Origin of the sequence: Streptomyces sp. MMG1533, assembly GCF_001279775.1 — a bacterium.
Taxonomy (GTDB): domain Bacteria; phylum Actinomycetota; class Actinomycetes; order Streptomycetales; family Streptomycetaceae; genus Streptomyces.
In genome coordinates, this window is sequence record NZ_LGDG01000260.1 from 37,571 (window position 1) to 64,540 (window position 26,970).

22 protein-coding genes are annotated in these 26,970 nt (G+C 71.0%); 16 read left to right on the top strand and 6 right to left on the bottom strand.

The features are described 5' to 3' along the window. Positions 1–75 precede the first annotated feature (75 nt). Together paaZ and ADK57_RS38520 are read right to left on the bottom strand one after the other, a co-directional pair. Positions 76–1,650 carry a phenylacetic acid degradation bifunctional protein PaaZ gene (gene paaZ, locus ADK57_RS38515; protein WP_053754345.1) on the bottom strand — a complete coding sequence of 525 codons (1,575 nt, stop codon included), beginning with the start codon at positions 1,648–1,650 and terminating at the stop codon, positions 76–78. Continuing rightward, a complete protein-coding gene (locus tag ADK57_RS38520) occupies positions 1,647–2,645 on the bottom strand; it encodes a VOC family protein (RefSeq protein WP_107091749.1) in 999 nt (332 codons plus the stop codon). Before ADK57_RS38520 ends, paaZ begins: the two co-directional genes overlap by 4 nt. 102 nt (positions 2,646–2,747) lie before the next feature. Here ADK57_RS38520 and ADK57_RS38525 point away from each other — a divergent pair, with 102 nt between their 5' ends. From ADK57_RS38525 to ADK57_RS38580, 12 genes are all read left to right on the top strand, one after another. Beyond that, on the top strand, positions 2,748–3,332 hold the full coding sequence (locus ADK57_RS38525; protein ID WP_053754347.1) for a carboxymuconolactone decarboxylase family protein: 585 nt from the start codon (positions 2,748–2,750) through the stop codon (positions 3,330–3,332). Positions 3,333–3,361: 29 nt separating this feature from the next. After that, the gene (locus ADK57_RS38530) at positions 3,362–4,210 is read left to right on the top strand and encodes a fumarylacetoacetate hydrolase family protein (protein ID WP_053754348.1); all 849 of its coding nucleotides are present in this window, start codon (positions 3,362–3,364) and stop codon (positions 4,208–4,210) included. Between the two features lie 46 nt (positions 4,211–4,256). Beyond that, positions 4,257–4,784 (top strand): MarR family winged helix-turn-helix transcriptional regulator, encoded by a 528-nt coding sequence (locus ADK57_RS38535; RefSeq protein WP_053754349.1) that lies wholly within the window; start codon positions 4,257–4,259, stop codon positions 4,782–4,784. A gap of 249 nt (positions 4,785–5,033) precedes the next feature. Beyond that, positions 5,034–5,573, top strand: a complete 540-nt coding sequence (locus tag ADK57_RS38540; protein ID WP_053754350.1) for a cupin domain-containing protein — start codon at positions 5,034–5,036, stop codon at positions 5,571–5,573. After that, positions 5,573–6,742, top strand: a complete 1,170-nt coding sequence (locus tag ADK57_RS38545; RefSeq protein ID WP_053754351.1) for an acyl-CoA dehydrogenase family protein — start codon at positions 5,573–5,575, stop codon at positions 6,740–6,742. Before ADK57_RS38540 ends, ADK57_RS38545 begins: the two co-directional genes overlap by 1 nt. A gap of 383 nt (positions 6,743–7,125) precedes the next feature. Then, positions 7,126–8,244: an alcohol dehydrogenase catalytic domain-containing protein gene (locus tag ADK57_RS38550; protein WP_107091750.1), complete on the top strand. Its 1,119-nt coding sequence runs from the start codon at positions 7,126–7,128 to the stop codon at positions 8,242–8,244. 88 nt (positions 8,245–8,332) lie between these two features. Beyond that, positions 8,333–10,105: an MFS transporter gene (locus ADK57_RS38555; RefSeq protein ID WP_078973567.1), complete on the top strand. Its 1,773-nt coding sequence runs from the start codon at positions 8,333–8,335 to the stop codon at positions 10,103–10,105. A gap of 95 nt (positions 10,106–10,200) precedes the next feature. Further along, positions 10,201–11,742, top strand: coding sequence for a class I adenylate-forming enzyme family protein (locus ADK57_RS38560; RefSeq protein WP_078973568.1), 1,542 nt, complete (start codon positions 10,201–10,203; stop codon positions 11,740–11,742). A 130-nt stretch (positions 11,743–11,872) separates the two neighbouring features. Next, on the top strand, positions 11,873–12,715 hold the full coding sequence (locus tag ADK57_RS38565; protein WP_053754461.1) for a 3-hydroxybutyryl-CoA dehydrogenase: 843 nt from the start codon (positions 11,873–11,875) through the stop codon (positions 12,713–12,715). 338 nt (positions 12,716–13,053) lie between these two features. Then, positions 13,054–14,355, top strand: a complete 1,302-nt coding sequence (gene pcaC, locus ADK57_RS38570; RefSeq protein WP_053754354.1) for a 4-carboxymuconolactone decarboxylase — start codon at positions 13,054–13,056, stop codon at positions 14,353–14,355. 35 nt (positions 14,356–14,390) lie between these two features. Continuing rightward, positions 14,391–15,026 (top strand): MBL fold metallo-hydrolase, encoded by a 636-nt coding sequence (locus ADK57_RS38575; RefSeq protein ID WP_053754355.1) that lies wholly within the window; start codon positions 14,391–14,393, stop codon positions 15,024–15,026. 50 nt (positions 15,027–15,076) lie between these two features. Further along, positions 15,077–15,856, top strand: coding sequence for an exodeoxyribonuclease III (locus tag ADK57_RS38580; protein ID WP_053754356.1), 780 nt, complete (start codon positions 15,077–15,079; stop codon positions 15,854–15,856). Positions 15,857–15,883: 27 nt separating this feature from the next. Here the strand turns inward: ADK57_RS38580 and ADK57_RS38585 are convergent, their stop codons facing one another. Continuing rightward, a complete protein-coding gene (locus ADK57_RS38585) occupies positions 15,884–17,650 on the bottom strand; it encodes an SGNH/GDSL hydrolase family protein (RefSeq protein WP_053754357.1) in 1,767 nt (588 codons plus the stop codon). A 175-nt stretch (positions 17,651–17,825) separates the two neighbouring features. On the opposite strand from ADK57_RS38585, the gene ADK57_RS38590 reads away from it, so the two are divergent. The 3 genes from ADK57_RS38590 to ADK57_RS50685 all read left to right on the top strand — a co-directional run bounded on the left by ADK57_RS38590 (position 17,826) and on the right by ADK57_RS50685 (position 19,408). Next, entirely contained in the window at positions 17,826–18,233 is a 408-nt protein-coding gene (locus ADK57_RS38590) for a DUF6278 family protein (protein ID WP_053754358.1), read from the top strand. Positions 18,234–18,356: 123 nt separating this feature from the next. Beyond that, the gene (locus ADK57_RS38595) at positions 18,357–19,100 is read left to right on the top strand and encodes an amino acid ABC transporter ATP-binding protein (RefSeq protein ID WP_053754359.1); all 744 of its coding nucleotides are present in this window, start codon (positions 18,357–18,359) and stop codon (positions 19,098–19,100) included. Positions 19,101–19,117: 17 nt separating this feature from the next. Beyond that, positions 19,118–19,408 (top strand): hypothetical protein, encoded by a 291-nt coding sequence (locus ADK57_RS50685; protein ID WP_199830774.1) that lies wholly within the window; start codon positions 19,118–19,120, stop codon positions 19,406–19,408. Positions 19,409–19,456: 48 nt separating this feature from the next. Here ADK57_RS50685 and ADK57_RS38605 read toward each other — a convergent pair whose 3' ends face one another. Together ADK57_RS38605 and ADK57_RS38610 are read right to left on the bottom strand one after the other, a co-directional pair. Further along, positions 19,457–21,022, bottom strand: coding sequence for a CocE/NonD family hydrolase (locus ADK57_RS38605; protein WP_053754361.1), 1,566 nt, complete (start codon positions 21,020–21,022; stop codon positions 19,457–19,459). A 124-nt stretch (positions 21,023–21,146) separates the two neighbouring features. After that, positions 21,147–21,905 carry a hypothetical protein gene (locus ADK57_RS38610; RefSeq protein WP_199830775.1) on the bottom strand — a complete coding sequence of 253 codons (759 nt, stop codon included), beginning with the start codon at positions 21,903–21,905 and terminating at the stop codon, positions 21,147–21,149. A 119-nt stretch (positions 21,906–22,024) separates the two neighbouring features. On the opposite strand from ADK57_RS38610, the gene ggt reads away from it, so the two are divergent. Continuing rightward, positions 22,025–23,821 carry a gamma-glutamyltransferase gene (gene ggt, locus ADK57_RS38615; protein WP_053754363.1) on the top strand — a complete coding sequence of 599 codons (1,797 nt, stop codon included), beginning with the start codon at positions 22,025–22,027 and terminating at the stop codon, positions 23,819–23,821. A 3-nt stretch (positions 23,822–23,824) separates the two neighbouring features. Here the strand turns inward: ggt and ADK57_RS38620 are convergent, their stop codons facing one another. Further along, positions 23,825–26,368, bottom strand: a complete 2,544-nt coding sequence (locus ADK57_RS38620) for an ATP-dependent Clp protease ATP-binding subunit (protein WP_053754364.1) — start codon at positions 26,366–26,368, stop codon at positions 23,825–23,827. Between the last annotated feature and the right edge of the window lie 602 nt (positions 26,369–26,970).

The window sequence follows — 26,970 nt, forward strand, 5'->3', positions numbered from 1 at the left end:
GCCCGGCCGCCTGTCCGCGGGAGGCAGGGGCAGGGGGGCCTCCCGCGGGGTTTCAGGGGCGGGCGTTCCCGCCCGTCACCGCTCCTGCGGCGTGCGGCCGCCGAGCGCCGCCAGCATGCGCGGGCTGCCCTGGACCGCGGTGCGCTGCATGTGGTGCAGGACGCCGCGGATGCCGCCCATCTCCTCGCCGCCGCCGGCCCGTCCGGGACCACCGTGGATCAGGGCGGGCAGCGGGGAGCCGTGGCCGGTGGACGCCTTGGCGGACTCGGTGTCCAGGACCAGGAGCCTGCCGTGCCAGGGCGCGACTCCCAGCACCACCTCGCGGGCGAAGGCCGGGTCGCCGGTGACGACGGACCCCGCGAGGCTGCCCCGTCCCAGGGAGGCCAGGAAGGCCACGTGCTCCGGTGACGTGTAGGGGATGAGCGTGCTGACCGGGCCGAACGCCTCCACCTCGTGCGGTGCGGAGGCGCCCGGATCGTCACAGTGCAGCAGCAACGGGGAGAGGAACGCGCCCCGTTCGGCGTCGGCACCCCGGACGTCGACCCGGTCTGGGTGTCCGAAGACGAGGCGCGCGGAGTCGAGGAGCGTCTTCACGCAGCGGCGTACCTCGTCGCGCTGGGCGAGCCCGGCCAGGGCGCCCATGCGCACCGCGGGGTCGGACGGCGCCCCCACGACCACCTCCGCCAGCCGGGCGGCGGCGGCCTCCCCGACCGCCTCCATCAGTTCGGCGGGCACGAACGCGCGGCGGATGGCGGTGCACTTCTGCCCCGCCTTCACGGTCATCTCCATCACCAACTGGTCGACGTACAGGTCGAATTCGGGGATGCCGGGGGTGGCGTCCGGGCCGAGCACCGAGCAGTTCACCGAGTCCGCCTCGGCGTTGAAGCGCACCGACTGCCGTACGACCGCCGGGTGGGTGCGCAGCCGTTCGGCCGTGGCCGCCGAACCGGTGAACGACACCAGGTCCTGTTCGGTGAGGTGGTCGAGCAGGTCGCCGGCGCCGCCGCAGACGTACTGCAGGCTGCCGGGCGGCAGCAGTCCTGACTCCAGGATCAGCTCGATCAGCCGACCGGTCAGCACGCAGGTCGGGGTGGCGGGCTTGACCAGGCTGGGCACGCCCGCCAGCAGGGCCGGGGCCAGCTTCTCCAGCGGGGCCCACACCGGGAAGTTGTACGCGTTGATCTGTACCGCCGCGCCCCGCAGCGGAGTGCAGACGTGCCCGCCGAGGAAGCTGCCGTCCCGGCTCAGGGACTCCTGCGGACCTTCCGCGTGGACCAGGCGCTCGTCCCCGCCGGGCAGTTCACGCAGACCCAGGTCGGCGTAGTGGCGCAGCACCCTGATGCCGCCGTCGATGTCGTACTTCGAGTCGTACAGCGTCGCGCCCGTCCGGGCGGAGAGCGCGTACAGCTCCTCGCGGTGTCCACGAAGGTGGGTGGCGAGGTCCGCGAGCAGTGCGGCCCGCTGGTGGAAGGTGAGCGCGCGAAGCGCCGGCCCGCCGACGGTGCGCGCGTGGTGGAGAGCCCCCGCCATGTCGATGCCTGCGGACGAGGCGCGGGCGATCTCCTCGCCGGTGACCGCGTCGTACACCGGTGTGCCGTCCCCGGTCGGGGTGTACCACCGGTCCTGTACATAGCTCGGCAGCAGTCTCATCGGGCCGTCCCTTCCGTTCCCGCGTACGCGTCGTCGCCGTCGTTGACGGCGTGATGGCCCCAGATGTCCGAGGTGTAGACGCGGCTCACCCAGGTCGCGTCGTCCACCCGCCGTCCCTCGGCACCCACTTCGATGCCGAAGCCGGCGGGGGAGCGCATGTAGAAGGAGAACATCCAGTCGTTGGAGTGCCTGCCCAGCGTCGCCATGAGCGGGACCTTGTGGGCGCGGGCCCGGTCGTGGGCCCGGCCGACGGTGTCCATGTCCGAGACCTCGCACAGGATGTGGTGTGTGCCTTCGCGCTTGCGCGACTCGACGAAGGCGATGCTGTGGTGGCGGGGGTTGCAGCCCATGAAGTAGAACGTCCCGCCCAGCGGCAGGTGCGTCACGTCGCTGAGCCGGAAGCCCATGACGTCCCGGTAGAAGTCGACCGCCTCCAGGGCGCGGGGCGACTTCAGGACCACGTGCCCCATCCCCTGGTCCCCGGTCACGAACGTCACGCCGAGCGGCGAGACGAAGGGGGCGGGCGACAGGTGGCGACCGGTGAACAGTTCGGTGCGTACCGCGCACGGTCCGTCGAACCACACCATGCGGTCGACCTGCCGGTCGGCGCACTCCTCGGGGGAGCCCTCGTGGACCTCCACCCCGTGGGTGCGCAGCCGCAGTGCCATCTTCTCCAGGCCGCGCGGGTCGCACACCTCCCAGCCGATCCGGGTGACGCCTCCCGACTCGGCACTCTCGACGCAGAACCGGTACGGATGCTCGTCCAGCCGCAGCCGTCGCTCCTGCGGGGAGCCAGGCGGGCCGACGGGCATGGTGCCTATGACGTCGTTGGCGTAGGCGACCCAGCCGTCGGGGTCAGGGGTGCCGATGCCGAGGTAACCCAGGCTGCGAATGCTCACCGAGACCTCCCATGATCGTTGTGTGGCCTGCTCGGGGCGCGGGACGGTCCGGCCGCCGACCAGGTGATCGTTCGAGTTCTTACTGTCAGAAGTCATACAGGTAACGGAGCAGAATTGTAAACCTGTTGACTATCAGTGTTCTATCTACTTATGGTCTGCGGCGTGAACCAAAGCCGGTCACTCGCGAAGGGCCATGCCATGCCTGTAACTGAGCCGCGTCTGCCTCCGGTCGAGGAGAAGGACATACCGGACAAGGCCCTGGAAGCTCTGCGGCCGTACCGCAACGGCGACGGCGACATCTACGCCATCTGGGCGACCCTGGCCGCCCACCCGGACGCGCTGCGCCGCTTCCTGGTCTTCGGCAACCACGTCCTGGGCAAGAACACCCTGCCCGCGAGGTCCCGCGAGCTGGTGATCCTGCGGATCGCCTGGCTCGCCCAGGCCGAGTACGAGTGGTTGCAGCACGTCCGTATCGCCCGCCGGGCCGGGGTGTCCGACGACGAGATCGGCGCCCTCGGCCGACCCGGCGACGCCGGATTCGGCGGTGCCGAGCGCGCCCTGCTCGCGGCGACCGACCAGTTGTTCAGGGGAGCCGATCTGGACGACGCGGTGTGGCAGGGGCTGCGCGAGCACCTCACCACCGAGCAGCTCATCGATCTCGTCTACACGGTCGGCCAGTACCAGACCGTGGCCATGGCGATCAACGTCTTCCGTATCCAGCCCGAACCGGACATCGCCGCGCTGCGCGAGGAATTCCCGCTGCCCGCGCCGACGGTGTCCTGACCACCCCGACCGTCCCAGGAGGAACGACCATGCAGCTTGCCAATCTCGCCGGCCGCGCCACCATCATCGTCGGCGACCGCGCCCTCGATGTGGAGAAGGCCAGCAACGGGGCGCTCGGCCCCGACCCTGCCGTGCTGTACGACCTGGCCAACCACGCCGAACTGCGCCGCCTCGCGGAGGCGGCGACCGACGCCGATCTGATCCAGTACGACGAGAAGCAGCTCGGCCCGGTCTCGCCGCGCGCCGGGAAGATCCTGGGGGTGGCGCTCAACTACCGGGGCCACGCCGAGGAGTCGGGCATGCCGATCCCCGAACAGCCCGGTATCTTCGCCAAGTTCACCAGCTCGCTGACCGGCCCGTACGCCCCGGTCGTCGTGCCCGTGGGCATCGACAAGGTCGACTTCGAGGCCGAGGTCGTGGTGGTGATCGGGCGGACGATGCGCGCGGTGGAACCGGCGGACGTCTGGCAGGGCATCGCGGGCGTGGCCGCCGGGCAGGACGTCACCGACCGCAAGGAGCAGTGGCGCAAGCCGCTGAACCAGTTCACCTTCGCCAAGTCCTATGACACCTTCAGCCCGTGCGGGCCGCTGATGTCGACCGTCGACGAGTTCGACGACCCGGACGACATCGAGGTCGTGGGCTGGGTCGACGACCTGGAGGTCCAGCGTGGCCGCACCTGCGACCTGATCTTCAGCGTCCCCGAACTGGTCTCCTGGCTGTCGCGGTACGTGACCCTGGAGCCGGGCGACCTGGTCTTCACCGGCACCCCGGCCGGCTGCGGGGTCCGGCGCACGCCGAGGCTCTACCTGGAGCCCGGGATGACGCTGACGACCCAGGTCGCGGGGGTCGGTACGATGCGCAATCCGATCAGCCGCTGATACTGCCGGGCGCTGTCCGCGCCACCTCCTGAAGGGAGCCCCGTCCGTGCCGGATGTCCCCGGTGACCCCGTCGTTCATCCGCGCTCCCGTGAGTTCGCCGCCAAGGTGCGGGCACACCACAAGGAGTTGGGGCACACCGAGCGCCAGATCCGCGGAGTCGAAGTGGTCACCCACCTCACCCGGCTGGTCGCCCGTCTGGTCCAGGACTTCGAAGGTGCCGTACACCGGCCGCTGGGGATGACCTGGGCCGGGTTCCGGATCATGAACACGCTGTGGATCTTCGGCGATCTGGAGCAGCGGGAGATCGCCCGCATCTCGGGCACATCCCGGGCGAGCGTCTCAAGTGCCCTCAACACCCTTGAGGAGCGCGGGCTCGTCGAGCGGCGGCGCGAGCGCGACGACCGCCGGGTCGTCCGGGTCTCGCTGACATCGGCCGGTCTGGACCTGCTGCACCAGGCGATCGAGGGGCAGACCGCCCGGGAGCACGCCTGGATGGCCGTCCTCGACGACGAAGAGGTCTCCCGACTGGTGATCCTGCTCGACAGGATGGTCAACCAGGAGCGCCCCGTCTAGGACCCGTCGTTCCCCGGAAGTTCCAGAGTCACGGCGCTCGCATTTCCCGCTGTCCCAGGGCCGGCGAGTCGGCCCCCCTCCCGGCATCCCGGGCAGCAGGTCACATCGTCAACAGCCCGAGCAGTACGGCGTCTCAAGGGCCGCCCCTGCCCGCCTGTCCGGTCCGGAGCCCACGAGGCGTGTGCCGCAGCCCGGCCCGCCCGATCTCCGGCGCCCCACCTCGCACCTCCCCTTCCGAGGAGCCGCACCATGCCACGGAGAATCGTCACCGGCCCGACGGCGGACGGCAAAGCCGCCGTCGTCGAGGACGGACGACCGCCCCGCACCCACGCACTCCAGCACACCCCGGGCTTCGTCTCGTCACTCGTCTGGGCCACCCCCGCCCAGCCCACCGTGCCCTTCGACGGCACCGACCCGACGCCCGCCGTCACCTCGTACGTCCCCGAGCCCGGCGCCACCCGCGTGATCCACCTGGTCATCCCGCCGGACACGGTCTACGCGAGCGAGGACCACGACCCGGCCGCGGCCGTCGCCGAACGCCTGCGCACCAGCCCCGGCCTGGCCGAACTGTTCGAGCCGGACCACCCCGGCATGCACACCACCGACACCGTCGACTACGGCGTCCTCCTCCAGGGAGAGATCGTCCTCGAACTCGACGACGGCAACGAGGTCACCCTCGCCCCGGGCGACGTCGTCGTGCAGAACGGCACCCGGCACGCCTGGCGCAACCGCTCCACCTCACCCGCAACCCTGCTCTTCGTTCTCATCGGTGCCCGGAGGAACTCCTGATGCCCCACCTCAACCCCGTCGACGCCCTCGACCTGGACAGTGAACTCGACGGCGACGAACGCCTCATCCGTGACACCGTCGCCGCCTTCGTCCGTGACCGCGTGAGTGACCACGTGGTCGGCTGGTTCGAGTCGGGCACCTTCCCGACTGATGAACTCGCTCCTGAAATTGGCAAGTTGGGCTTGCTCGGCATGCACCTGGACGGCTATGGCTGCGCGGGCGCGAGTGCCGCCGCCTACGGTGTCGCCTGCCGCGAACTGGAAGCCGCCGACAGCGGACTGCGCAGTTTCGTGTCCGTGCAGGGTTCCCTCGTGATGTTCCCGATCCACCGTTACGGCTCGGAGGAACAGAAGCAGGAGTGGCTGCCCAGGCTCGCCTCCGGTGAGGCGGTCGGCTGCTTCGGGCTCACCGAACCCGACCAGGGATCCGACCCCGGCGGCATGCGCACCGTCGCCAAGCGCGACGGTGACGACTGGATCCTCAACGGCACCAAGATGTGGATCACCAACGGCTCGATCGCCGACGTGGCCGTCGTCTGGGCCCGCGCCGAGGACGGCATCCGCGGCTTCCTCGTCCCCAAGGGCACCCCCGGCTTCACGACGAGCGAGATCCACAGCAAGCTGTCGCTGCGCGCGTCCGTCACCGCCGAACTGCACCTGGAGGACGTGCGGTTGCCGTCCTCGGCAGTCCTCCCGGGCGTCACCGGGCTGCGCGGGCCGCTGTCCTGCCTGTCCGAAGCGCGCTTCGGCATCCTGTGCGGTGTCGTCGGCGCGGCCCGCACCTGCTACCTGTCGGCCCTGGACTACTCCACCACCCGCGAGCAGTTCGGGCGGCCCCTGGGCGGCTTCCAGCTCACCCAGCGAAAGCTCGCCGGAATGCAGGTCGGCCTCGTGCACTCCCAGTTGCTCGCCCTACGCCTGAGCAAGCTCAAGGACGCCGGTCAGCTGCGCCCCGAGCACGTCAGCCTGGGCAAGCTCGCCAACGTCCGCGCCGCCCTCGACATCGCGCGCGACGCCCGCACCATCCTCGGCGCCAACGGCATCACCACCGAGTACCCGGTGCTGCGGCACGCCAACAACCTGGAGACGGTGCTCACCTACGAGGGCACCGAGGAGATCCACACCCTGGTCGTCGGCGAGTCCGTCACCGGCCTCGCCGCATACCGCTGACCGGGCGGTCGTGAGACCGGGCCCGCGCGGCGCGGCGCAGGACCACCGTCACCGGGGTCGGCGGGACGACCCCGGTACGGCGGAAGACGCATCGTCGCCCGGCCCCTCACGAGCCCGTACGCGTAAGAACCCGCCCGTGGTCCTGACGTCCGGTGAGACGCAGACGCGCTTGCCGCCCGCACCTCACGCCACGCGGCCGGGTTCGCCCACTCTCACGCGCCCTTGGCACAGCGTTGACGGCCCCTCGCCGTCACCTGGCCCCAGGGGCCGCCCGTGGAGCCACCGGAAGACCGCGGCGGCAGCGGCCGACAGCACCCCCAGTACCCACCCAGTGCTCGGCCCTGCCGTACCCGGAGACAACTCCGCCCTCTTGAGGAGAGGCCATGACCTCGACCATGCGCGCAGCGCGAATGCACAACGTCGGCGAGCCGATGAAGATCGAGCGGATTCCCGTACCGGCGCCCGGCCCCGGCGACGTCCGGGTGGCCGTGCACGCCGTGAACATCGTACCCAACCTGGCCAACATCCTGAGCAACTGGACGACTTGGTTCCCGCTCAACCCCCTGCCCTCCCTCCCTGCCGTGTTCGGGCTCGACCCCGCCGGCGTCGTCGAGGAGGTCGGCGACGGGGTCGAGGGCGTCGAGGTCGGCGACCGCGTGTACGTCAACCCGGGTCGCACGTGCGGCGCGTGCCGCGCCTGCCGCAACGGCAGGATCGTGCACTGCGCGAGCTACGCCTTCGCCGGCTACTTCGGTTTCTCGGCCACCTCGGTCCGGCTGCTCGACCGCTACCAAGGCGGCCTCGCGGAGAAGATGATCGCGCCCGCTTCGTCGCTCGTCCGTATCCCCGACTCCCTGTCCTTCGAGGCTGCAGCCCGCTTCGGCTACCTGGGCACCATGTACTCGGCGCTCCGCAAGGCCGCCGCCGGCCCCGGGCGCAGCGTCCTGGTCAACGGCATCACCGGCACCCTCGGCATCGCCGCGGCCCTGCTGGCCCCGGCCATGGGCATCACGACGCTGTACGGCACCGGCCGCGACCGCGAACTGCTCGCGGAGATCGACAAGCTCGCCCCGGGACAGGTGCGCCTGCACTCCCTGCACGACGGTCCGGTGGACGAGTGGATCGCAGCGGAGACCGGCGGTGCCGGGGTGGACGCCTTCGTCGACGCCCTCGGGCCGGGCGCACCCCACGAAACCCTTCAGCAGGGTGTGCGTGCGCTGGCCCGCGGAGGCATCGCCGTCAACATCGGCGCGGTCGCCGGGGAGGTGCCCCTCGACCTGCACCGAATGATGGACATGGACCAGGTCGTCCGCGGATCCGTCTGGTTCACGCCCGGCGAGGGGCAGGACATGGCCGACATGGTCGCGTCGGGCCTGCTCGACCTCTCGCCCCTGCGCCACCACGTCTACCCGCTCGACGAGGTGAACGCCGCGATCAACAACGTGGGTTCCCGCCACGGAGGGTTCAGCAACTTCGTCATCTCACCCGCCTCCGGGCGCTGACAGCTCGACCGCCACCCCCTTACCGACAGGTACCGCCACCCCCCTCACCGACAGGTCACGTCACGCATCACCTCGGAAGGACCCACGTATGGCCAGATCCGACACCGGCGTCGGAAGCGGCGCCGGCTTCCCGACCGCCTCATCGACAGCGAAGACCGCCTCCTCGACGGTGCAGCAGAAGAACGAGCAGGCACTCGGCATCGACACACTGGCACGGGGCACGCTCATCGCGGCGGCGCTCTGCGTCTTCATGGCCCAGTTCGCCCTGACCGTGCCCGCCGGCCTGAACGGCCTGTTCCAGCAGGACTTCCACACCTCGTCCTCCGAGCTGACCTGGATCACCGACGCCTTCCTCGTCCCCGTCACGGTCCTGGAGCTGACCTTCGGTCTGCTCGGTGACATGTTCGGACGGCGCCGGCTGCTGGTCGGCGGTTCGGTGCTGGTGGCGGTCGGGTTCGTCGTCTGCGTGCTGACGCCGGGCCCCGAGGCCGACCACGTGACCCGGCTGACCGTGCTGTGGACCGGCCAGATCATCGCCGGTATCGGCGCGGCCGCCGTGATCCCGACGACGCTGGCGATGATCGCCGCGGGCACCCACACGCCGCGCGCCCGAGCGCGTTCCATCTCCGTCTGGGCGGCCGCGCTGTCCATGGGCAGCGTGCTGTCGCCCCTGGCCTGCGGCCTGACCGCGCAATCGCAGTTCGGCTCGTGGCACAACTCCGGCTGGCGGTGGGCGTTCCTCGTCGTCGTCGTACTCGCCGCCGTCTCGGCCGTGCTCGCCCTCGTCCTGGCCCAGGACTCGAAGTCGCCCGCGGACCGTTCCCTCGACTGGCCGGGGCAGATCACGATCGCCGTCGCCGCCGTCGCCCTGCTGTTCGCCGTCATCCAGGGACCCACGAGCGGATGGGGCAGCATCGAGGTCATCGGCGGGTTCGTCGTGGCCGCCGTCTTCCTGGTCGCCTTCGTCCTCGCCGAACGCCGCTCGGCGTCCCCGCTGCTCCAACTCGGCCTGTTCGCCAACCGCAACTTCACCGTCGCGGCGATCGTCACGGTTGTCGGCATGTTCTGCTACCTCGGCACCGGCTATGTGACCAGCATCCGCCTCACCGCCATCCAGGGCTTCACCCCCCTGAAGGCCTCCCTCGCGTTCATCGTCTTCAACGGCGTCTCGGCCCTGATCCAGGTGCCCATCGCCTCCCGCCTCATCGAGCGGTACGACCCGAAGTGGGTCCTCGGCGGTGGTCTTCTGCTCCTCGGGGCGGGCGACTTCTGGATGGCCTCGATACCGATCGGCCACCAGTCCGTCACCCCCCTCGTCGCTCCGCTCGTCGTGGCCGGCGCCGGCGTGGCGTTCGTGCTGTCCGCGGTCACCGCCGTGGTGATCAACACCGTGCCGCACGACCTGGCGGGCATGGCCGCCGGCTGGACCAGCCTGCTGCGCGACTTCGGGTTCACCCTCGGCCCGGCCGTCGTGGGTGCCATCGCCCTCAGCCGGGCGGCGCACGAGATCAGCGACAAGGTCGCGTCGGACCCGGCCCTCGGCCATGCCCTGAACACCTTCAACGCCTCGGCGGCGACCGCCCCGGACGGGCAGCGGGAGACCGTGGAGGGCGCCATCGCGGCCGTCAACTCCGGCCCCCTCGGCGCGAACGCCGTCCCCGAGACCGTCGCCCTGCCCGACGGATCGACCGTGCCCTTCAACCCGCTCAAGGACACCGCCTTCCAGGCCCTGGGCAACGCCTACTCACTCGGCTACCTGATCGTCGGACTGTGCGCGGTCGCGGCGGCGGTGGTCACCGTGGTCCTGATCAAGGGGCACCGGCCGGACACGCCCGTCACCGCGGAGCCGGCCGATGCCTGACAGACCGCACGCCCCCACGGTCACCCGCACCGACGACCCCGACACCCGAAGCAGAACCGGCGCCACCGGCCGCCACGCCTGAAAGGACCGACGCCATGACCGGCCCGACCCGACCACGCCCTATGTTCCGCCTGGGCCATCTGCTGGAACGCCGCGCCCAGTTGCACCCCGACCGCACGGCGCTCGTGTTCGGCGACCGCGCATGGACCTACGGGCAACTGCGGGACTGGATCGTGACCACCGCGCGGCAGTTGCGCCGGCACGGTGCCGGGCCGGACAGCGTCGTCGCCTACGTGGGTGCCTCGCGCCCCGAGGTCTTCGTCCTGATGTACGCCACGGCCCGCATCGGAGGCGTGTTCGTCCCGGTCAACGGGGCGGCCACGCCTCCCGAGATCGCCTACCTGCTGACGGACTCGGGGGCGGCCTTCCTGGTCACGGACGCCGCCTGCGCCGCCGTACTCGCCGAGGACGGCACCGTACCGCCGGACGTCACCCGTCTGTGCCTGGACGAGGAACCACCCGACGGATACTCCGTACTGAGCCGGACCCCCGACACGGCGGCTGAGGAACCGGGCGACGACACTCCGGCCCCTGTGGGGGAGGACGACCTCGCCCTCATCGCCTACACCTCCGGCACCTCCGGCCGCCCGAAGGGCGTGCTCCTCACCCACGGCAACGTGTTCTGGAGCTGCGTCAACGGACTCCTGGGCCTGGACCTGGCCCGGGACGACGTCACACTCATCACCACACCCGTCTTCCACATCGCCGTACTGAGCGGCGTGGGCTCATACACCTGGGCCAAGGGCGGAACCGTCATCCTGGAGCCCGCTTTCTCCGTCGACGGCTTCCTGACGACCGTACGGCGGCACCGGGTCAGCGTGACCTTCGCCGTACCGGCGATGCTCGCCCTGATCGCACGGCACCCGGGCTTCGCCGCAGCGGACCTGTCCTCGCTGCGCTGGATCCTCAGCGGAGGCGCCGCGGCACCGGCGCCGGTCGCCGGGGTGTTCCACCGCCGTGGCATCCCGGTCCTCAGCTCCTACGGTCTCACCGAGACCGCCGCCGGCGTCACCTACCGCGACCCGCGCGACGGCCCGGGCTGCTCCGGCGAGGCGGGACTCGCCGCCCCGCTGGCCGAGGTCCGGATCGTCGACCCCGACAACCGCCCCGTACCGCACGGCACGACGGGAGAGATCGTCGTTCGGAGCCCCAGCGTGGCTGCCGGATACCTGGGCCTGCCGGAGGACTCGGCGGCGGCCCGCGACGCCGGCGGCTGGTTCCACGGGGGTGACCGGGGCTACCTGGACCCCGAGGGCCGCCTGGTGGTGGTCGGCAGGATCAAGGACACGATCATCACCGGCGGGGAGAACGTGGATCCCACGGAGGTGGAGGAAGCGCTGGCGGCGTGCCCCTGCGTGGACGAAGCGGCGGTCGTCGGAACGCCCGATCCCGTCTGGGGAGAGGTCGTCACCGCCATCGTCGTACCCGCCGAGGGCGCGGACTGCTCCCTGGAAGGCATTCAGAAGTTCCTGTCCGCCTCCCTCACCCGCCACAAGATCCCACGCCGGCTCGAAGTCCGGGACCGTCTGCCGCGCACCGCCACCGGCAAGTTGCAGCGGAGCCTGCTGCGGGGCTGAGCCCGGCCGGACCAGACACCATGGAGAGGTACTCATGTCCACACAGCAGTCAGGCACCCCCTCCGACGCCGTCCCGAACGGCACGGCCCCCGAGCCCATCCACCGCGTGGGCGTCGTCGGAGCGGGACTCATGGGCAGCGGCATAGCCGAGGTCTGCGCCCGCGCGGGCCTCGACGTCCTCGTCAGCGAAACCGGCCCCGAGGCGGTCGAGGCGGGCCGTGACAGAGTCACCAAGTCCCTGGCACACGCGGTACGCGGCGGCAGACTCGCCCCGGCGGACAGCGCTACGTCCCTCCGCCGGATCGGTTTCACCACCGACCTGGCCGACCTCGCCGACCGCGACATCGTGATCGAAGCGGTGGCCGAGGACGAACAGGCGAAGATCGAGATCTTCGCGGCACTCGACAAGGTGGTCGCCCGACCGGACGCGATCCTCGCCTCCAACACCTCCTCCATCCCCATCATGAAACTCGGCACGGCGACCGGACGCGCACGGCAGGTGATCGGCGTGCACTTCTTCAACCCGGTTCCGGTACTGGACCTCGTCGAGCTGGTCCCGTCCCTGCTGACCAGTGACCGAACCCGCGATCGTGCGCGGGAGTTCGTCGGCCGGGCTCTCGGCAAGCAGGTCATCCACGCCAAGGACCGGGCCGGATTCGTCGTCAACTCTCTCCTGGTGCCCTACCTCTTGTCGGCGATCCGCATGCTGGAGTCGGGCCTCGCCTCCGCCGACGACATCGACAACGGCATGGTGCTCGGCTGTGCCCACCCCATGGGCCCCCTGCGCCTTGCCGACCTGATCGGCCTGGACACCCTCAAGGCGATCGCGGACTCCATGTACGCCGAGCACAAGGAACCGCTGCATGCCGCGCCGTCCCTCCTCCTGCGCATGGTCGACGCGGGTCTCCTCGGCCGGAAGACGGGCCGCGGCTTCCATGACTACTCCGGCGGAAAGGAAAGCCGGCCGGCTTGAGGATTGTCGTCACTGTCACGGCCGCGTCCGGCAGCCGGGGGAGGCCCGCAATTTCAAGCAACTCCGTCGGCGGACGTACCGGCTCATGGAGCTCCTGAAGCTTCGTAGGGCGCGTCTGTACGATGCACGCGCAGCGTGTCTCACGTTCCTGGCCAACTACGGGGTGCCGGACCACATCCTTGCTCGGTGGGCCGGACACACCAACGTGGCCACCACCGAGCGGTGGATGTGAAGCCAGATGCAGAGGATCTTCGCGAGGCTGCCACAACGTGGGATTGCTTGCATGGGGATCCGACCCAAGTGCGTGAGAAATCGTGAGATGTGGGAGCGTAAGTCGGGTGAGCGACGCACAGACCAACACCCTTCAATACCGCTTTGACGGGCCGGAAGACGCACCTGTCCTGATCTTGGGTCCCTCACTGGGTACAACGTGGCACATGTGGGACCGGCAGGTCCCCGAGCTGACCAAGCAGTGGCGTGTCTTCCGGTTCGACCTGCCCGGGCACGGCGGCGCGCCCGCGTACCCGGCGGGCTCCGTCGCCGACCTCAGCGCCCGGCTGCTGGCCACGCTCGACGGGCTCGGCGTGCAGCGCTTCGGCTACGCGGGCTGCGCCCTCGGCGGCGCGGTCGGAATCGAGCTGGCCCTGCGCCACCCCGAGCGCGTCGCCTCGCTCGCGTTGATCGCGGCCTCGCCGCGCTTCGGCACGGCCGACGAGTTCAGACAGAGAGGGGTGATAGTGCGTACGAACGGCCTCGATCCCATCGCCCGGTCGTCCCCCGACCGCTGGTTCACCGGCGGATTCGCCGCCGCGCAGCCCGCGATCACCGAGTGGGCCGTGCAGATGGTGCGCACCACCGACCCCGGCTGTTACATCGCGGCCTGCGAGGCGCTCGCCTCGTTCGACGTACGGCCCGAGCTCGCCCGCGTCGGCGTCCCGACCCTCGTCCTCGTCGGCTCGGACGACCAGGTAACCGGCCCCGCCGAGGCCCGCACCCTGGTCGCGGGCATCCCGGACGCCCGGCTCGCCGTCGTCCCCGGCGCCTCCCACCTGGTGCCCGTCGAACAGCCCGCCGCCGTCACCGACCTCCTGGTGCGGCACTTCTCCACCGCCTGGCAGCCCGCCTTCGACTCGACCACCGGCCAGATGGCGGCGATCGTGGCGTCCCCGGTCAAGCCGGTCCTGTCCGCCGCGCCGCCGCAGCCCGCGCCCCGCGCCGAGATCGCCGCGGCGGCCGTGGAACCCCAGGTCATGGGACGCCCGGACCCGTACGACGCCGGCCTCAAGGTCCGCCGAGAGGTGCTCGGGGACGCGCACGTCGACCGGGCGCTGGCACAGGCCGACGAGTTCTCGGGTGACTTCCAGGAGTTCATCACCCGCTACGCCTGGGGCGAGATCTGGGACCGGCCCGGCCTGGACCGGCGCTCCCGCAGCTGTGTCACCCTCACCGCCCTGGTCGCCGGCGGCCACCTGGAGGAGCTCGCCTTCCACACCCGCGCCGCTCTGCGCAACGGCCTCACCCCGGCCGAGATCAAGGAAGTGCTGCTGCAGGCGGCCGTCTACTGCGGCGTACCGGCGGCGAACAGCGCCTTCAAGGTGGCCCAGCAGGTCATCCGCGAGGAGACGACCCCGACCGAGTGAGCCCCGTACGGCGCCCGGGGGGCAGGATGGATCCCATGAAGCTCACGAAGAAGTCGCACGCCTGCGTCCGCCTCGAAAAGGACGGGCGCACGCTCGTCCTCGATCCCGGTGGATTCAGCGAGGCGGACGCCGCGGTCGGCGCGGACGCCATCCTCGTCACGCACGAGCACCCCGACCACTTCAACGAGGAGCGGCTGCGGGCCGCCATGGACGCCAACCCGGCCGCCGAGATCTGGACCCTCAGGTCGGTCGCGGAGAAGATCTCCGCCGCCTTCCCGGGCCGCGTCCACACCGTCGGCCACGGCGACACCTTCACCGCCGCCGGCTTCGACGTCCAGGTCCACGGCGAACTGCACGCCGTGATCCACCCGGACATCCCGCGCATCACCAACGTCGGGTACCTCGTCGACGACGGCAGGGTCTTCCATCCCGGCGACGCCCTCACCGTCCCCGACCACGCGGTCGACACGCTGATGCTCCCGGTGATGGCCCCGTGGAGCAAGATCTCCGAGGTCATCGACTACGTCCGCGAGGTCAAGCCGCAGCGCGCGTACGACATCCACGACGCCCTGCTCACCGACCTCGCCCGCCCGATCTACGACAACCAGATCGGCGCCCTCGGCGGCACGGACCACCAGCGGCTGACGCCGGGGGACTCGGCCGAGGTGTGACGGACCCCGGGCGGGCCGCGTTGTCGGACCCGCCCGGTAAGTTGTCAGGCATGCGCATCGCGACCTGGAACGTGAACTCGATCACCGCCCGCCTGCCGAGGCTCCTGGCCTGGCTGGAGAGCAGCGGCACCGACGTGCTGTGCCTCCAGGAGGCCAAGGTCGCCGAGGAGCAGTTCCCGCTCGACCAGCTGCGCGAGCTGGGCTACGAGGCGGCGGTGCACGCCACCGGCCGGTGGAACGGCGTGGCGGTGCTCTCCCGCGTCGGCCTCAAGGACGTGGTCAAGGGACTGGCGGGCGACCCCGGCTTCGACGGCGCCCCCGAGCCCCGCGCCATCTCCGCGACCTGCGGCCCGGTCCGCGTCTGGTCGGTGTACGTGCCGAACGGCCGTGAGGTCGACCACCCCCATTACGCCTACAAGCTCCAGTGGTTCGAGGCCCTGAAGGCGGCCGTCGCCGGTGACGCGGCGGGCAGCCGCCCCTTCGCCGTCCTGGGCGACTACAACGTGGCCCCGACGGACGACGACGTGTACGACGTGGCCGCCTTCGAGGGCCTCACCCACGTCACCCCCGCCGAGCGCGCCGCCCTGACCTCCCTGCGCGAGGCGGGCCTGTCCGACGTGGTCCCGCGGCCGTTGAAGTACGAGCACCCCTTCACGTACTGGGACTACCGCCAGCTCTGCTTCCCCAAGAACCGCGGCATGCGCATCGACCTGGTGTACGGCAACGAGCCGTTCGCCAAGGCCGTCACCGACGCGTACGTGGACCGCGAGGAGCGCAAGGGCAAGGGCGCGTCGGACCACGCGCCGGTCGTGGTGGACCTGGACGTGTAGCCACCCGGCGAGATCACCCGGGCGAGATCACCCGGCGAGCAGCCGCAGATCCACCGAGCCTGCCAGTGCGGCGAGCCCCGTGTCCCCCGGATGCAGATGGTCCCCGCTGTCGTACGCGGGCAGCAGCCGCGCCGGATGCGCGGGGTCGCGCACCACGCCGTCGAAGTCGAGCACGCCGTCGAACTCGCCGGTGGTCCGGAGCCACGCGTTGATCGCGACCCGTTCGGCGTCGACGGCGGCCGTGCAGCGTGCCTCGCCCTCGCACGGCAGGACCGTCGCCGCCAGCATCCGCAGGCCCCGCGCGTGCCCCCGCGCGGCGAGCTCCCGCAGTCCCGTGATCACCTGCTCCGCCGTCGCACCCCACCGCACGTCGTTGACGCCCTCGAACACGACGGCCGTCCGCGCGGACGTCTGCGCGAGGACGTCCCGGTCGAACCGGTTCAGCGCGCTCACCCCGCCGGTGTCCGTGGAGACCCCGTCGCCGGGATACCGGTCGGCGACCACACGGTTCGCGGAGATCCCCTGGTTGAGCACCCCATAGTGCGGGACCACATCCTGGCCCAGCAGACGTGTGGCCAGCGCATTGGGCCACCGCCGGTTGGCGTCCACCGTGGACTTGTCCCCGTCGGTGATCGAGTCCCCGAGCAGCACCACCGACCCCGGCCCGCCGCCCACGTCCACGCCGGTCAGCAGCGGCCAGCTCGTCACCACCGAGGTGTACGCCGCCGGGGAACCGTCCGCCGCATGGTCGCCCGGCTCGCTCACGTACGACCGCTGCGCCGCGAGCCGGTGCACAGGCGCCGCGGACACCGCATCGGGCAGATGGAAGCTCACCAGCAGATTGACGTCCGCCGGTACCGCGAAGTCGAGCGGATCGCTGAACGCCTGCGCCCCCGCCGGGATCTCGGCACTCGCCGCACCCCGGAAGGACAACGGCACCGGCACGTCCCGCGGCGCCGCGCCCTCCGCCTGCACCGCCACCGTCGCGCTCCCGATCCGTACCGGCGCCGCGGCGAAGGTGTTGTCGAAACGCAGCCGCACCCGCGGTCCGCCCGCCGAGGTGTGCACCACGAGCCTGAGCGTCCGGTCCGACCAGGGCCCCACGGCCGGTTGCCCGGAGGTCGCCGCCGCCCAACTCCCCGTCCAGCCGGACGAGGATGCCCGCACCGACAGCGCGAACACGTGCAGTCCGGTCGCGTGCGGCAGCCGTACGGAGACGACCCGGCGCCCCGGGCGGAGCGGCACTGTCGCGACGTACAGCCGTGCCTGCTCGGCGAGTTGGCCGGCGGGCGTGTTGATGTGGGGCAGTGCCACCGCCTTGGTCGCGAGCGGGCCGCCGCGCCAGTCGGGGGCGTTGAGCCGGTACGGCGAGCGGGTGCCGTCGGCGTACGCGACCGTGCCGGTGCCGCTCACCGGGGTGCCCGCCGTGCCCGCGACCAGGAAGGCGAGCGCGTCACCGCGGCCGCCCGCCCGCACGTCCTGCCCGTCGGCCCGCACGTTGTCCGGCTCGCCCGCCGCCCGCCGGGGCCAGGTAAGCCGGGCGCCCTGCACGGTGAGCGCGCGGCCGGGCGTCCAGCCGGCGGCCGTGAGGTCCCGCGAGGACAGTGAGGCGCCCAAGCCGTCGAAGTCCGCCTCACCCGGGCGGGCGTCGTCGCTGACGGCCGTGTTGTCGAAGAGCCGCTCCAGCGGGACAGGACCAGCCTCTCTTCCGAGGGCAGCCGAGGTGGCGCTCCCCGGGACGAGGGCCGCGAACAGGGCGAGGACGACTGCCGGACCCGCGAAGCATCGGCGCACCACCGACTCCTCCCGATCACCACCCGCTCACGACGAGACGGAGGACGCATCGCGAAGCTAAAGAGACACGGGTGACGCGTCAACGAGCCATGCGCGAACTCGGCGTGAAGTCGACCGGAATCGACGGCCCGCGCGCCTGTGGTGCGCACGGCGGTGCGAATGACACGCTGGGCGTATGAAGATCCCTTTTCTGGGCAACCGGCGTGAGAAGCCCGGCGCCCTCGATCCCGAGGGCATCGCCGAACTCCTCGCCGAATGCGAGCTGCTGCGCTCCCAGGCGTCCCGGGAGGGCGTCCAACTCGACGACACGGCCGCCTCGTTGGAGGCGCTGGACCAGCTGGTGCCGCGCTGGCGGGACGACGAGGAGGTCCTGCCGTGGCTCGGCAACGACGCCGGGCTCTATCTCGGCACGGTCATCGTGCGCACGGTTCCCGGCGCCGCGTGGGACCTGTGGCCCAGCGGCCAGCCCGTCATCCGGCTCGCCTCCGGCCGTGAGTTCGACGTCGTGGCCTCCGGGCACGAATGGGCCGGCAGCGGGGTTCCCGAACTCTCGCAGCTGTACGCCGAGGTTGCCGAAGCGTGAAGCTCTGGCCCAAGGGCGATGTAAATACGGCTAATGCCCGAAAAGTGCGTGTCGTACCTTAACTACGATCTTGCCCGGATAAGTTTCGGCAACCACGACAGCTGAGAGTGAGTAGGGCTGGGCATGGCCGTCGATCCGTTGATCGAACTGCGTGACGTCAACAAGTACTACGGGGAGCTGCATGTCCTGCAGGACATCAACCTCACCGTCGGCAAGGGGGAGGTGGTCGTGGTCATCGGACCTTCGGGGTCCGGGAAGTCGACACTGTGCAGGGCGATCAACCGGCTGGAGACCATCCACTCCGGGTCCATCTCGCTCGACGGGCAGCCCCTGCCGGAAGAGGGCAAGGCCCTCGCGGGGCTTCGCGCCGAGGTCGGCATGGTGTTCCAGTCCTTCAACCTGTTCGCTCACAAGACCGTCCTGCAGAACGTCTCGCTGGCGCAGGTCAAGGTCCGCAAACGCAAGAAGGAGCAGGCCGACAAGCACTCCCGCGAGCTCCTCGACCGCGTCGGCGTCGCCTCCCAGGCGGACAAGTACCCGGCGCAGCTCTCCGGCGGCCAGCAGCAGCGCGTGGCCATCGCCCGCGCCCTCGCGATGGAGCCCAAGGCGCTCCTGTTCGACGAGCCGACCTCGGCTCTCGACCCGGAGATGATCAACGAGGTCCTGGAGGTCATGCAGCAACTGGCCCGGGACGGCATGACCATGGTCGTCGTCACCCACGAGATGGGCTTCGCCCGCTCCGCCGCCAACCGCGTCGTGTTCATGTCCGACGGCCGCATTGTCGAGGAGCGCACCCCCGACGAGTTCTTCACCGACCCGCGCAGCGAGCGCGCCAAGGACTTCCTCTCCAAGATCCTCAAGCACTGAGCGGGGGAGTGCGAACCGTGTTCCGTACCACCCGTGTGCGCTCCGCCCCGGCCGCGCCGCCGTGCACCGCGCCGCTCGCGTCCGCCCGCGTCAAGAAGGGCGGCGAAACCACCCTGCAGAACGAGCTGACCGACCACTGCATCGACACCTGCACCATCAATGACCACCGCAAGAAGCCCGTGGGCTTCGCCGGCCGGGTGTCCCGGCCGGAGCGGCGCAGTCCCGAACCCGGGGCCAGGGAGGCCGCCGCGGTCGAACCGGGGACGCTGCTGCCGGGTGGGGATCCCCCCACGGCCCCGACACCGTAGGGGGGTGGCAGCTCGCAGGGCTCATACCCGCCCGGCAGCAGCCGGAGATCACTGCTCGCGCAGCGGAATCGACACGTACGACGGGTCGGTGGCCGGCGAGGAGAAGGTCAGCTGCGCGCCGGACGGGTTGTGCTCGATGTAGAGCGGGTCGACCGTGTCGACCACCAGGGCCAACCGGTGCCCTGCCGGGACGTCATAGGCCGTGGAGAACAGCTCCAGGTCGACGTCGAACGGCTTCCCGGGCGTCTGCCCGTGGAAGGTGTACGGCGCGTTGCTGACCAGCTTGCCGAGGCCGAGCGGCCCCACGTCGTAGAGGTAGGCGACGAGGGTGCCGCTCTCCTTGGTCGCAGTGAGAGTGGTGTGCAACTTCGCCGTGCCGCGCACCTGTTGGGCGACGGTGTACTTCTCCGACTGCCACACGGCGGCCCAGCGGCGGGGGAGCAGGGGGATCGAGGCGATCGGGGGCAGCCGGGCGACCTGGTCGAGGATGCTGGACAGGAAGACGACTCCGCCGTTCGCCCCCGAGTCGACGTTCGCGTGGATCGTGGTCGTGCCCGCGAGGGCGATCTTCTTCCGCGTCGCTCCGGCCGACTTCCAGTCCGGGTAGCCCTCGTAGCCGCCCGTGGAACGGGACTTGAGCTGGACCGGCTGTTCACGGTCGATGCCGTTGTCCTCGCCCTGGAGGTAGTGGTCGAGCCAGCGCTCGGTGTCCGTCCACACGTCGTTGGGCAGCCCGAACAGCCCGGTGATCTCGGCGGTCGCGTGGTCGCCGGGGCGCAACTCCAGCCTCTTGGGGCCGGTCAGCTTCTCGTAGAAGTCCGCGTACTGGTTGGGCGGGAAGACCGTGTCGCCCCACGCGTTGGCCATCATGACCGCGGCGCCGTTCTGGTTCAGCTGGTCGACATAGGTCGCTGCGGAACGTTTCTTCCCCCAGGCGATGATCTCCGGCTCCTTGGCCAGGTTGGAGGCGTAGAAGTCGTCGAAGATCTGCCGCACTTCGGCGCTCTGGCGGCCGGTGACCAGGCTCGCGCCGTCCAGGAGCCCGGCGGCCTGGACATGCTGGGTGCGGCCGGAGTAGATCGAACCGATCAGGTCGGCCCAGCCGCTGAGGGCGGCAACCGCCTTGATGCGCTTGTCGTGCGCGGCGGCGAGCAGGCTGATCCCGGCGCCGTACGACACACCGGCCATGCCGACCTTCTGGGCGTCGGCCGGGGTGTTGGCGAGCGCCCAGTCGATGACCTTGGACGCGTCGGCCGTGTCGGGCGGGCCCGCGACTTCTATCTCGCCGCCCGACTGCCAGAAGCCGCGCACGTTGTAACTGACCACGACATAACCGGAGTTGGCGAGCTTCTGGGCCTGGGCGAGGTACTCGACCTGGGGCAGGCCCCAGCTCGTGGGCATGACGAGCAGCGGGTAGCGGCGCGTGCCGTCGGAGCCGGCGGGCGTGATGACGTTCGCCTTGAGGACGGTGCCGCCGTCACCGGCGATGTCGACGAAGCGGATGGCGGTATCGGCCTGGGCGGCGGGGGCGAGCCCGAGGGCACTGCCGGCGATCAGCGTCGCCGAGACGGCACCCACGGCGGTCGTACGCAGGGCCTTGCGATGGTGTCCCACGGGTCACTCCTCATGTGATCACTCGTGTAACTACAAAGTGACCAGACGGTAACCTCGGCCCTTTACCGGAAGTAACCCGTCGGTAAGTTACGTGGGAGTAACGATTGTTGGTATGTGCTGAAACCTAGGAGGCCCGGTGGGAGTTGCGCGGAGCCGCCGGGGTGGGCAGGGGTGTCTGTGCCTCCCGGGTGACGTCCGCGACGAGTTCGACGACATCGGGCCCGTACGCCTGTGAGTTGACGACCTTCAGCAGGAGGACGAAGGCGGAGTTGCCGTACTTGCGCGTCAGCCGTTCGTGGTTGCGGGCGAGATAGCGCGTCGTGGCCTGGTTGGTGATCGCGGTCTGACCGCAGAAGAGGAAGACGGGGCGGGTGCCGTGGCTCTCGTCGACGGTGAGCCGGGCAAGGAGCGCGTGCTCGGTCCTGCCGACCTCCACGCGGTAGCGCTCGGAGCCGACCTGGAAGGCCCCGCGGTCGGGAGTCGGTTCGGCGTCCACGTTCACCCGCACGCCGGGGAGCAGTGAGGACAGATGCGCCGCCATTCGGCGGTTCGAGGCCGGGCCGCCCACACAGAACTCGGTGCGCTCGCCGAAACCCTGTCGTGCCGCGTCGTGCGGGACGACCTGGGCGTGGGCGTTGCAGTCCTTGATCAGTGCCGCCAGTTCGAGGAGCGCGAACACGTCGTAGCGCATCACCGCCAGGTCGGGGCCGGCGGCGCCGCGGTTGACCACCAATAGAGACTCGGAGTTGTCGGGCAGCCCGAAGAAGGCCTGCTTGCGGCGGAGCTTCCGCTTCCACAGGTAGGTCCGGGCCAGCCAGCCGAGCGCGGCACTGATGCCGGCGGCCACCACGCCCAGGACGATGTTGCGCACGTCGTCATTCATGGGCGCGCATGCTAGCGGGCGAACGCAAACCGGTGTTCGAGACGGGCTCTCCGCGCCTTCCTGACGAGGCGATAGCGATCGAATAAGCTGCGCGAACGGTCTTCTGGCTGGAGGTTCGGATGCGTCGCCCTGTCGCACGGAAACTGTCGGTTCTCGCGGTCTCGGCCGCCGTGGTGTCGGTGGGGGCGGCGCCACCGACCGATCAGAGCACAGCCGTTGAGAAGGTCCCCCTCGCCGTCGGCTACGGCGGCGCCGTGGCCAGTGTCGACGCGGACGCCTCCGCCGCCGGCATCGAGGTGCTGAAGAAGGGCGGCAACGCGGTCGACGCGGCCGTCGCCACGGCCGCCGCGCTCGGCGTCACCGAGCCCTACTCCTCCGGCATCGGCGGTGGCGGATACTTCGTCTACTACGACGCCAAGTCCCGCACGGTGCAGACGATCGACGGCCGCGAGACCGCCCCCCTGACCGCCGACTCCGGCCTGTTCCTGGAGAACGGCAAGCCGCTCGCCTTCGCCGACGCCGTCAGCAGCGGGCTCAGCGTCGGTACACCGGGCACGCCCGCCACCTGGCAGACGGCGCTCGACAAGTGGGGCAGCAAGAGACTCGGCAGCGTTCTCGGACCAGCCGAGCGGATCGCCCGCGAGGGGTTCGTCGTCGACGACACCTTCCGCTCGCAGACGGCCTCCAACGAGACCCGGTTCCGCTACTTCCCCGACACCGCCGAGCTGTTCCTGCCGAACGGACAGCTCCCCGTCGTCGGCTCGACCTTCAAGAACCCCGATCTCGCCCGCACCTACGCGGAGTTGGGCAGGAAGGGGGCCGGCGCGATCTACCACGGTGACCTCGGCGAGGACATCGTCGACACCGTGAACAAGCCGCCCGTGGACCCCGCCTCGGGCTGGAACGCCCGCCCGGGCGACCTCTCGGAGAAGGACCTCGCGGCCTACCGCGCCAAGCTCCAGGCGCCCACCAAGACCTCGTACCGCGGCCTCGGCGTCTACTCCATCGCGCCCTCCTCGTCCGGCGGCACGACGGTCGGCGAGGCCCTCAACATCCTTGAGAACACGGACCTTTCGAAGGCGAGCGAGGTCCAGTACCTGCACCGCTACATCGAGGCGAGCCGGATCGCGTTCGCGGACCGGGGGCGCTGGGTCGGCGACCCCGCCTTCGAGGACGTACCCACGAAGGAACTGCTGTCGCAGAAGTACGCCGACTCGCGGGAGTGCCTCATCAAGGACGACGCGGTGCTGACCAGCCCGGTCGCGCCCGGAGACCCGCGCAACCCGGCCTCCTGCGCGACCGGGGGAACGGCGGCGCCGACGACGTACGAGGGCGAGAACACCACGCATCTGACGGTGGCCGACAAGTGGGGGAACGTCGTCTCCTACACGCTCACCATCGAGCAGACCGGCGGCAGCGGCATCACGGTCCCCGGCCGGGGGTTCATCCTCAACAACGAGCTGACGGACTTCTCCTTCGCGCCGGCCAACCCGGCCGTCCACGACCCGAACCTGCCCGGTCCGGGCAAGCGGCCGCGGTCGTCGATCTCGCCGACCATCGTGCTGGACAAGCACAACAAGCCGGTGGTGGCGCTGGGTTCGCCCGGCGGCGCGACCATCATCACCACCGTGCTGCAGACCCTCACCCAGTTCCTCGACCGCGGACTGCCCCTGGTCGACGCGATCGCCGCACCGCGTGCCAGCCAGCGCAACGCCGCCCAGACCGAGCTCGAACCCGGGCTCTACGGCAGCGAGGCGGCGAAGCAGCTGGAGGCCATCGGGCACTCCTTCAAGCTGAACCCGGAGATCGGCGCGGCGACGGCCGTACAGCGGCTGCCGGGCGGGAAGTGGCTGGCCGCCGCCGAGAAGGTACGACGCGGCGGCGGCTCGGCGATGGTGGTGTCCCCGGCGCCGTAGGGGTCACAGCTCAGCGGCGGGCGGCAGGTCTTCCGTACGGAACGCGAGCCGCCCGTCCTCGGCGTCCACCGTCACCCGGCCGCCCTCGGCGATCCGGCCGTCCAGGAGCAGCCGGGACAGCTGGTTGTCGACCTCGCGCTGGATGGTGCGGCGCAGCGGCCGGGCGCCGTACTCCGGCTGGTAGCCGCGCTCGGCGAGCCAGTCGACGGCCGTGTCGGTGAAGTCGACCGCGATGCCCTGCGCGTGCAGCAGCCGGCGGGTCCGTTCCAGCAGCAGGTTGGTGATCTGCCGCAGCTGCTCGGCGGTGAGCTGGCGGAAGACGACGATCTCGTCGATCCGGTTGAGGAACTCGGGCCGGAAGTGCTCCCGCAGCGGCCGCAGGATCTGCTCGCGCCGCGCCTCCTCGTCCGCCTCCGCGCCGCCCGCCCCGAAGCCGATGCCCGCACCGCGCCGGGTGATCGCCTCCGAGCCGAGGTTGCTGGTCATGACGATGACGGTGTTGGTGAAGTCGACCGTGCGGCCCTGGGAGTCGGTCAGCCGACCGTCGTCGAGGACCTGGAGGAGGATGTTGAAGACGTCCGGGTGAGCCTTCTCCACCTCGTCGAGCAGGAGCAGCGAGTACGGGTGCCTGCGCACGACCTCGGTCAGCTGGCCGGCCTCCTCGTGGCCCACGTACCCGGGCGGGGCGCCGACCAGACGGCTGACCGTGTGCCGCTCCTGGTACTCGCTCATGTCCAGGCGGACCATCCGCTCCTCGCTGGCGAACAGGACCTCCGCCAGTGCCCGCGCCAGCTCGGTCTTGCCGACGCCGGTCGGGCCGAGGAAGAGGAAGCTGCCGATCGGCCGGTCCGGGCTCGCCAGGCCGGCGCGGGAGCGCATCACCGCGTCGGCGACCACGCGGACCGCCGCCTCCTGGCCGACCACCCGCTCGTGCAGATGCTCCTCCAGGCCGAGCAGCCGGTCCTTCTCCTCCTCCGTGAGACTGCTGACGGGGATGCCGGTCTGCCGGGACACCACTTCGGCGATGGCCTCCGCCGTCACCTCCAGGTGCTGCCCCTCGTCGGCCGCGCCGCCACCGTCGGCCTCGCCGATCCGCTTCTTCAACTCGACCATGCGGTCGCGCAGTTGCATGGCCTGCTCGTACTGCTCGTCCGCGACCGCCTGGTCCTTGTCCCGGCTGAGCTGCTCGAGCTCGTGCTCCATGGCCCGGACGTCCGTGCCCTTCGTCCGCGCCCGCAGCCGTACCCGCGCTCCGGCCTGGTCGATCAGGTCGATCGCCTTGTCCGGCAGCCGGCGGTCGGTGAGATAGCGGTCGGACAGCTCGACGGCCGCCACCAACGCCTCGTCGGTGTAGCGGACCTGGTGGTGGGCCTCGTAGCGGTCGCGCAGTCCGCGCAGGATCTCGATCGCGTCCGCGGGGGTGGGCTCCGGCACCAGGATCGGCTGGAAGCGGCGGGCCAGCGCCGCGTCCTTCTCGATCCGGCGGAACTCCTCCAGCGTGGTCGCGCCCACGATGTGCAGCTCGCCGCGGGCCAGGGCCGGCTTGAGGATGTTGCCGGCGTCCAGGGACCCGCCCTCGCCGCCACCTCCTGCGCCGACGACCGTATGCAACTCGTCGATGAAGACGATCAGTTGGTCGGAGTGGTCCCGGATCTCGTCGACGATGTTGTTCAACCGCTCCTCGAAGTCGCCCCGGTAGCGGGTGCCGGCGACCACACCGGTCAGGTCCAGGGCGACCACCCGCCGCCCGCTGAGCACGTCCGGTACGTCGCCCTCGGAGATGCGCTGGGCGAGCCCCTCCACGATGGCGGTCTTGCCGACGCCCGCGTCACCGATGAGCACGGGGTTGTTCTTGCCGCGCCGCGAGAGCACCTCGATGGTCTGCTCGATCTCCTCCTCCCGCCCGATCACCGGGTCGATACGGCCCTGCCGGGCCAGGTCGGTGAGATCGCGGCCGTACTTGTCCAGGGTGGGCGTTCCGGTGGAGCGCGGGCGTTCGCTGCGGACCTGCCCGCCGTCCGAAGCCGCCTGGGGCGGCAGACCCGAGGGCGCGAAATGGGCCGAGTTGAGGATGTGCCCGGCCGCCGAGTCGGGGTTCGCGGCGAGGGCGCTGAGCACGTGCTCGGGGCCGATGTGGCCGGCGCCGCGCGCCCGGGCCAGGTCGTGCGCGTCCAGCAGGGCGCGCTTGGCGGCCGGCGTCAGCGACAGCGAGGTCGGCGGCGGTACCTCGCCCGGCGGGTGCTGGACCGGGCCGGAGCGCTCGTCGATCTCCGTGGCGAGGGAGTCGGGATCCGCCCCGGCGCGGCTGAGCAGGCTCCTGGTCGGCTCGGCGGACAGCGCGGCCCGCAGCAGATGCTGGGTGTCCAGATCCCGGCTGCCGTGTTCGGCGGCGTACTGGGCGGCGCCCCGCACCAGTTCCCGGGCGGGCTGACTGAGCAGCCGTCCGATGTCGATCTGGCGGGGACCGGGGCGCGGTCCGCCGAAGAAGCGGGCGAGGAATTCTCCGAAGGGGTCGTAGCCTTCTGAGCCGGTGAAGCCGCTGGTCATGGCGTTCCCATCCGGCGTCCCTGCGCGGGCCCGGGACGCCCTCGCTGATCGACGTGCCGGGGTCGGGTAACCCGGGTGGCAGCGGGTTACACCCCTGGGCGCACGCTCGTAGAACACCTTCGCACGAACGGTGGGAGGGGGCACCTTCAGGGAATCCCGGGGGAATCTGGCGGGGTGCCGCGCCGGTCGGCGGTCGGCGAGTGACATCGGCTCGCCACGCGCCTGGCGCTCCGGGGAGCGCGGGGCCGATGCCGGGCCAACGCCGGGCCAACGCCGGGCCCCGGGGCGTCGACGAGGCGGGCGCGTCGCCTGCCCGGTCTCCAGGTCTGCCCGGTCTCCCGGCCTGTCCGGTGTCCGGTCTGCCTGGTCTGCCTGGTCTCCCGGCCTGTCCGGCCCTGTCCGGCCCTGTCCGGTCTCTCCGGCCTCTCCGGCCCCAGGCCACCCCGAGCAGGTCCGTGCCCGCCGCTCTTGCCGCTCTCCGCCAGACCGAGCGGGCCGTGCGGGCCGTGCGGGCCGGAGGCATACGCGTCCCCGGCAGGACCGGCGAAGGCGGTAACACGGTGGCCGGGAGCAAGGACGGACGGGCCGCCGGAACCGGGAGC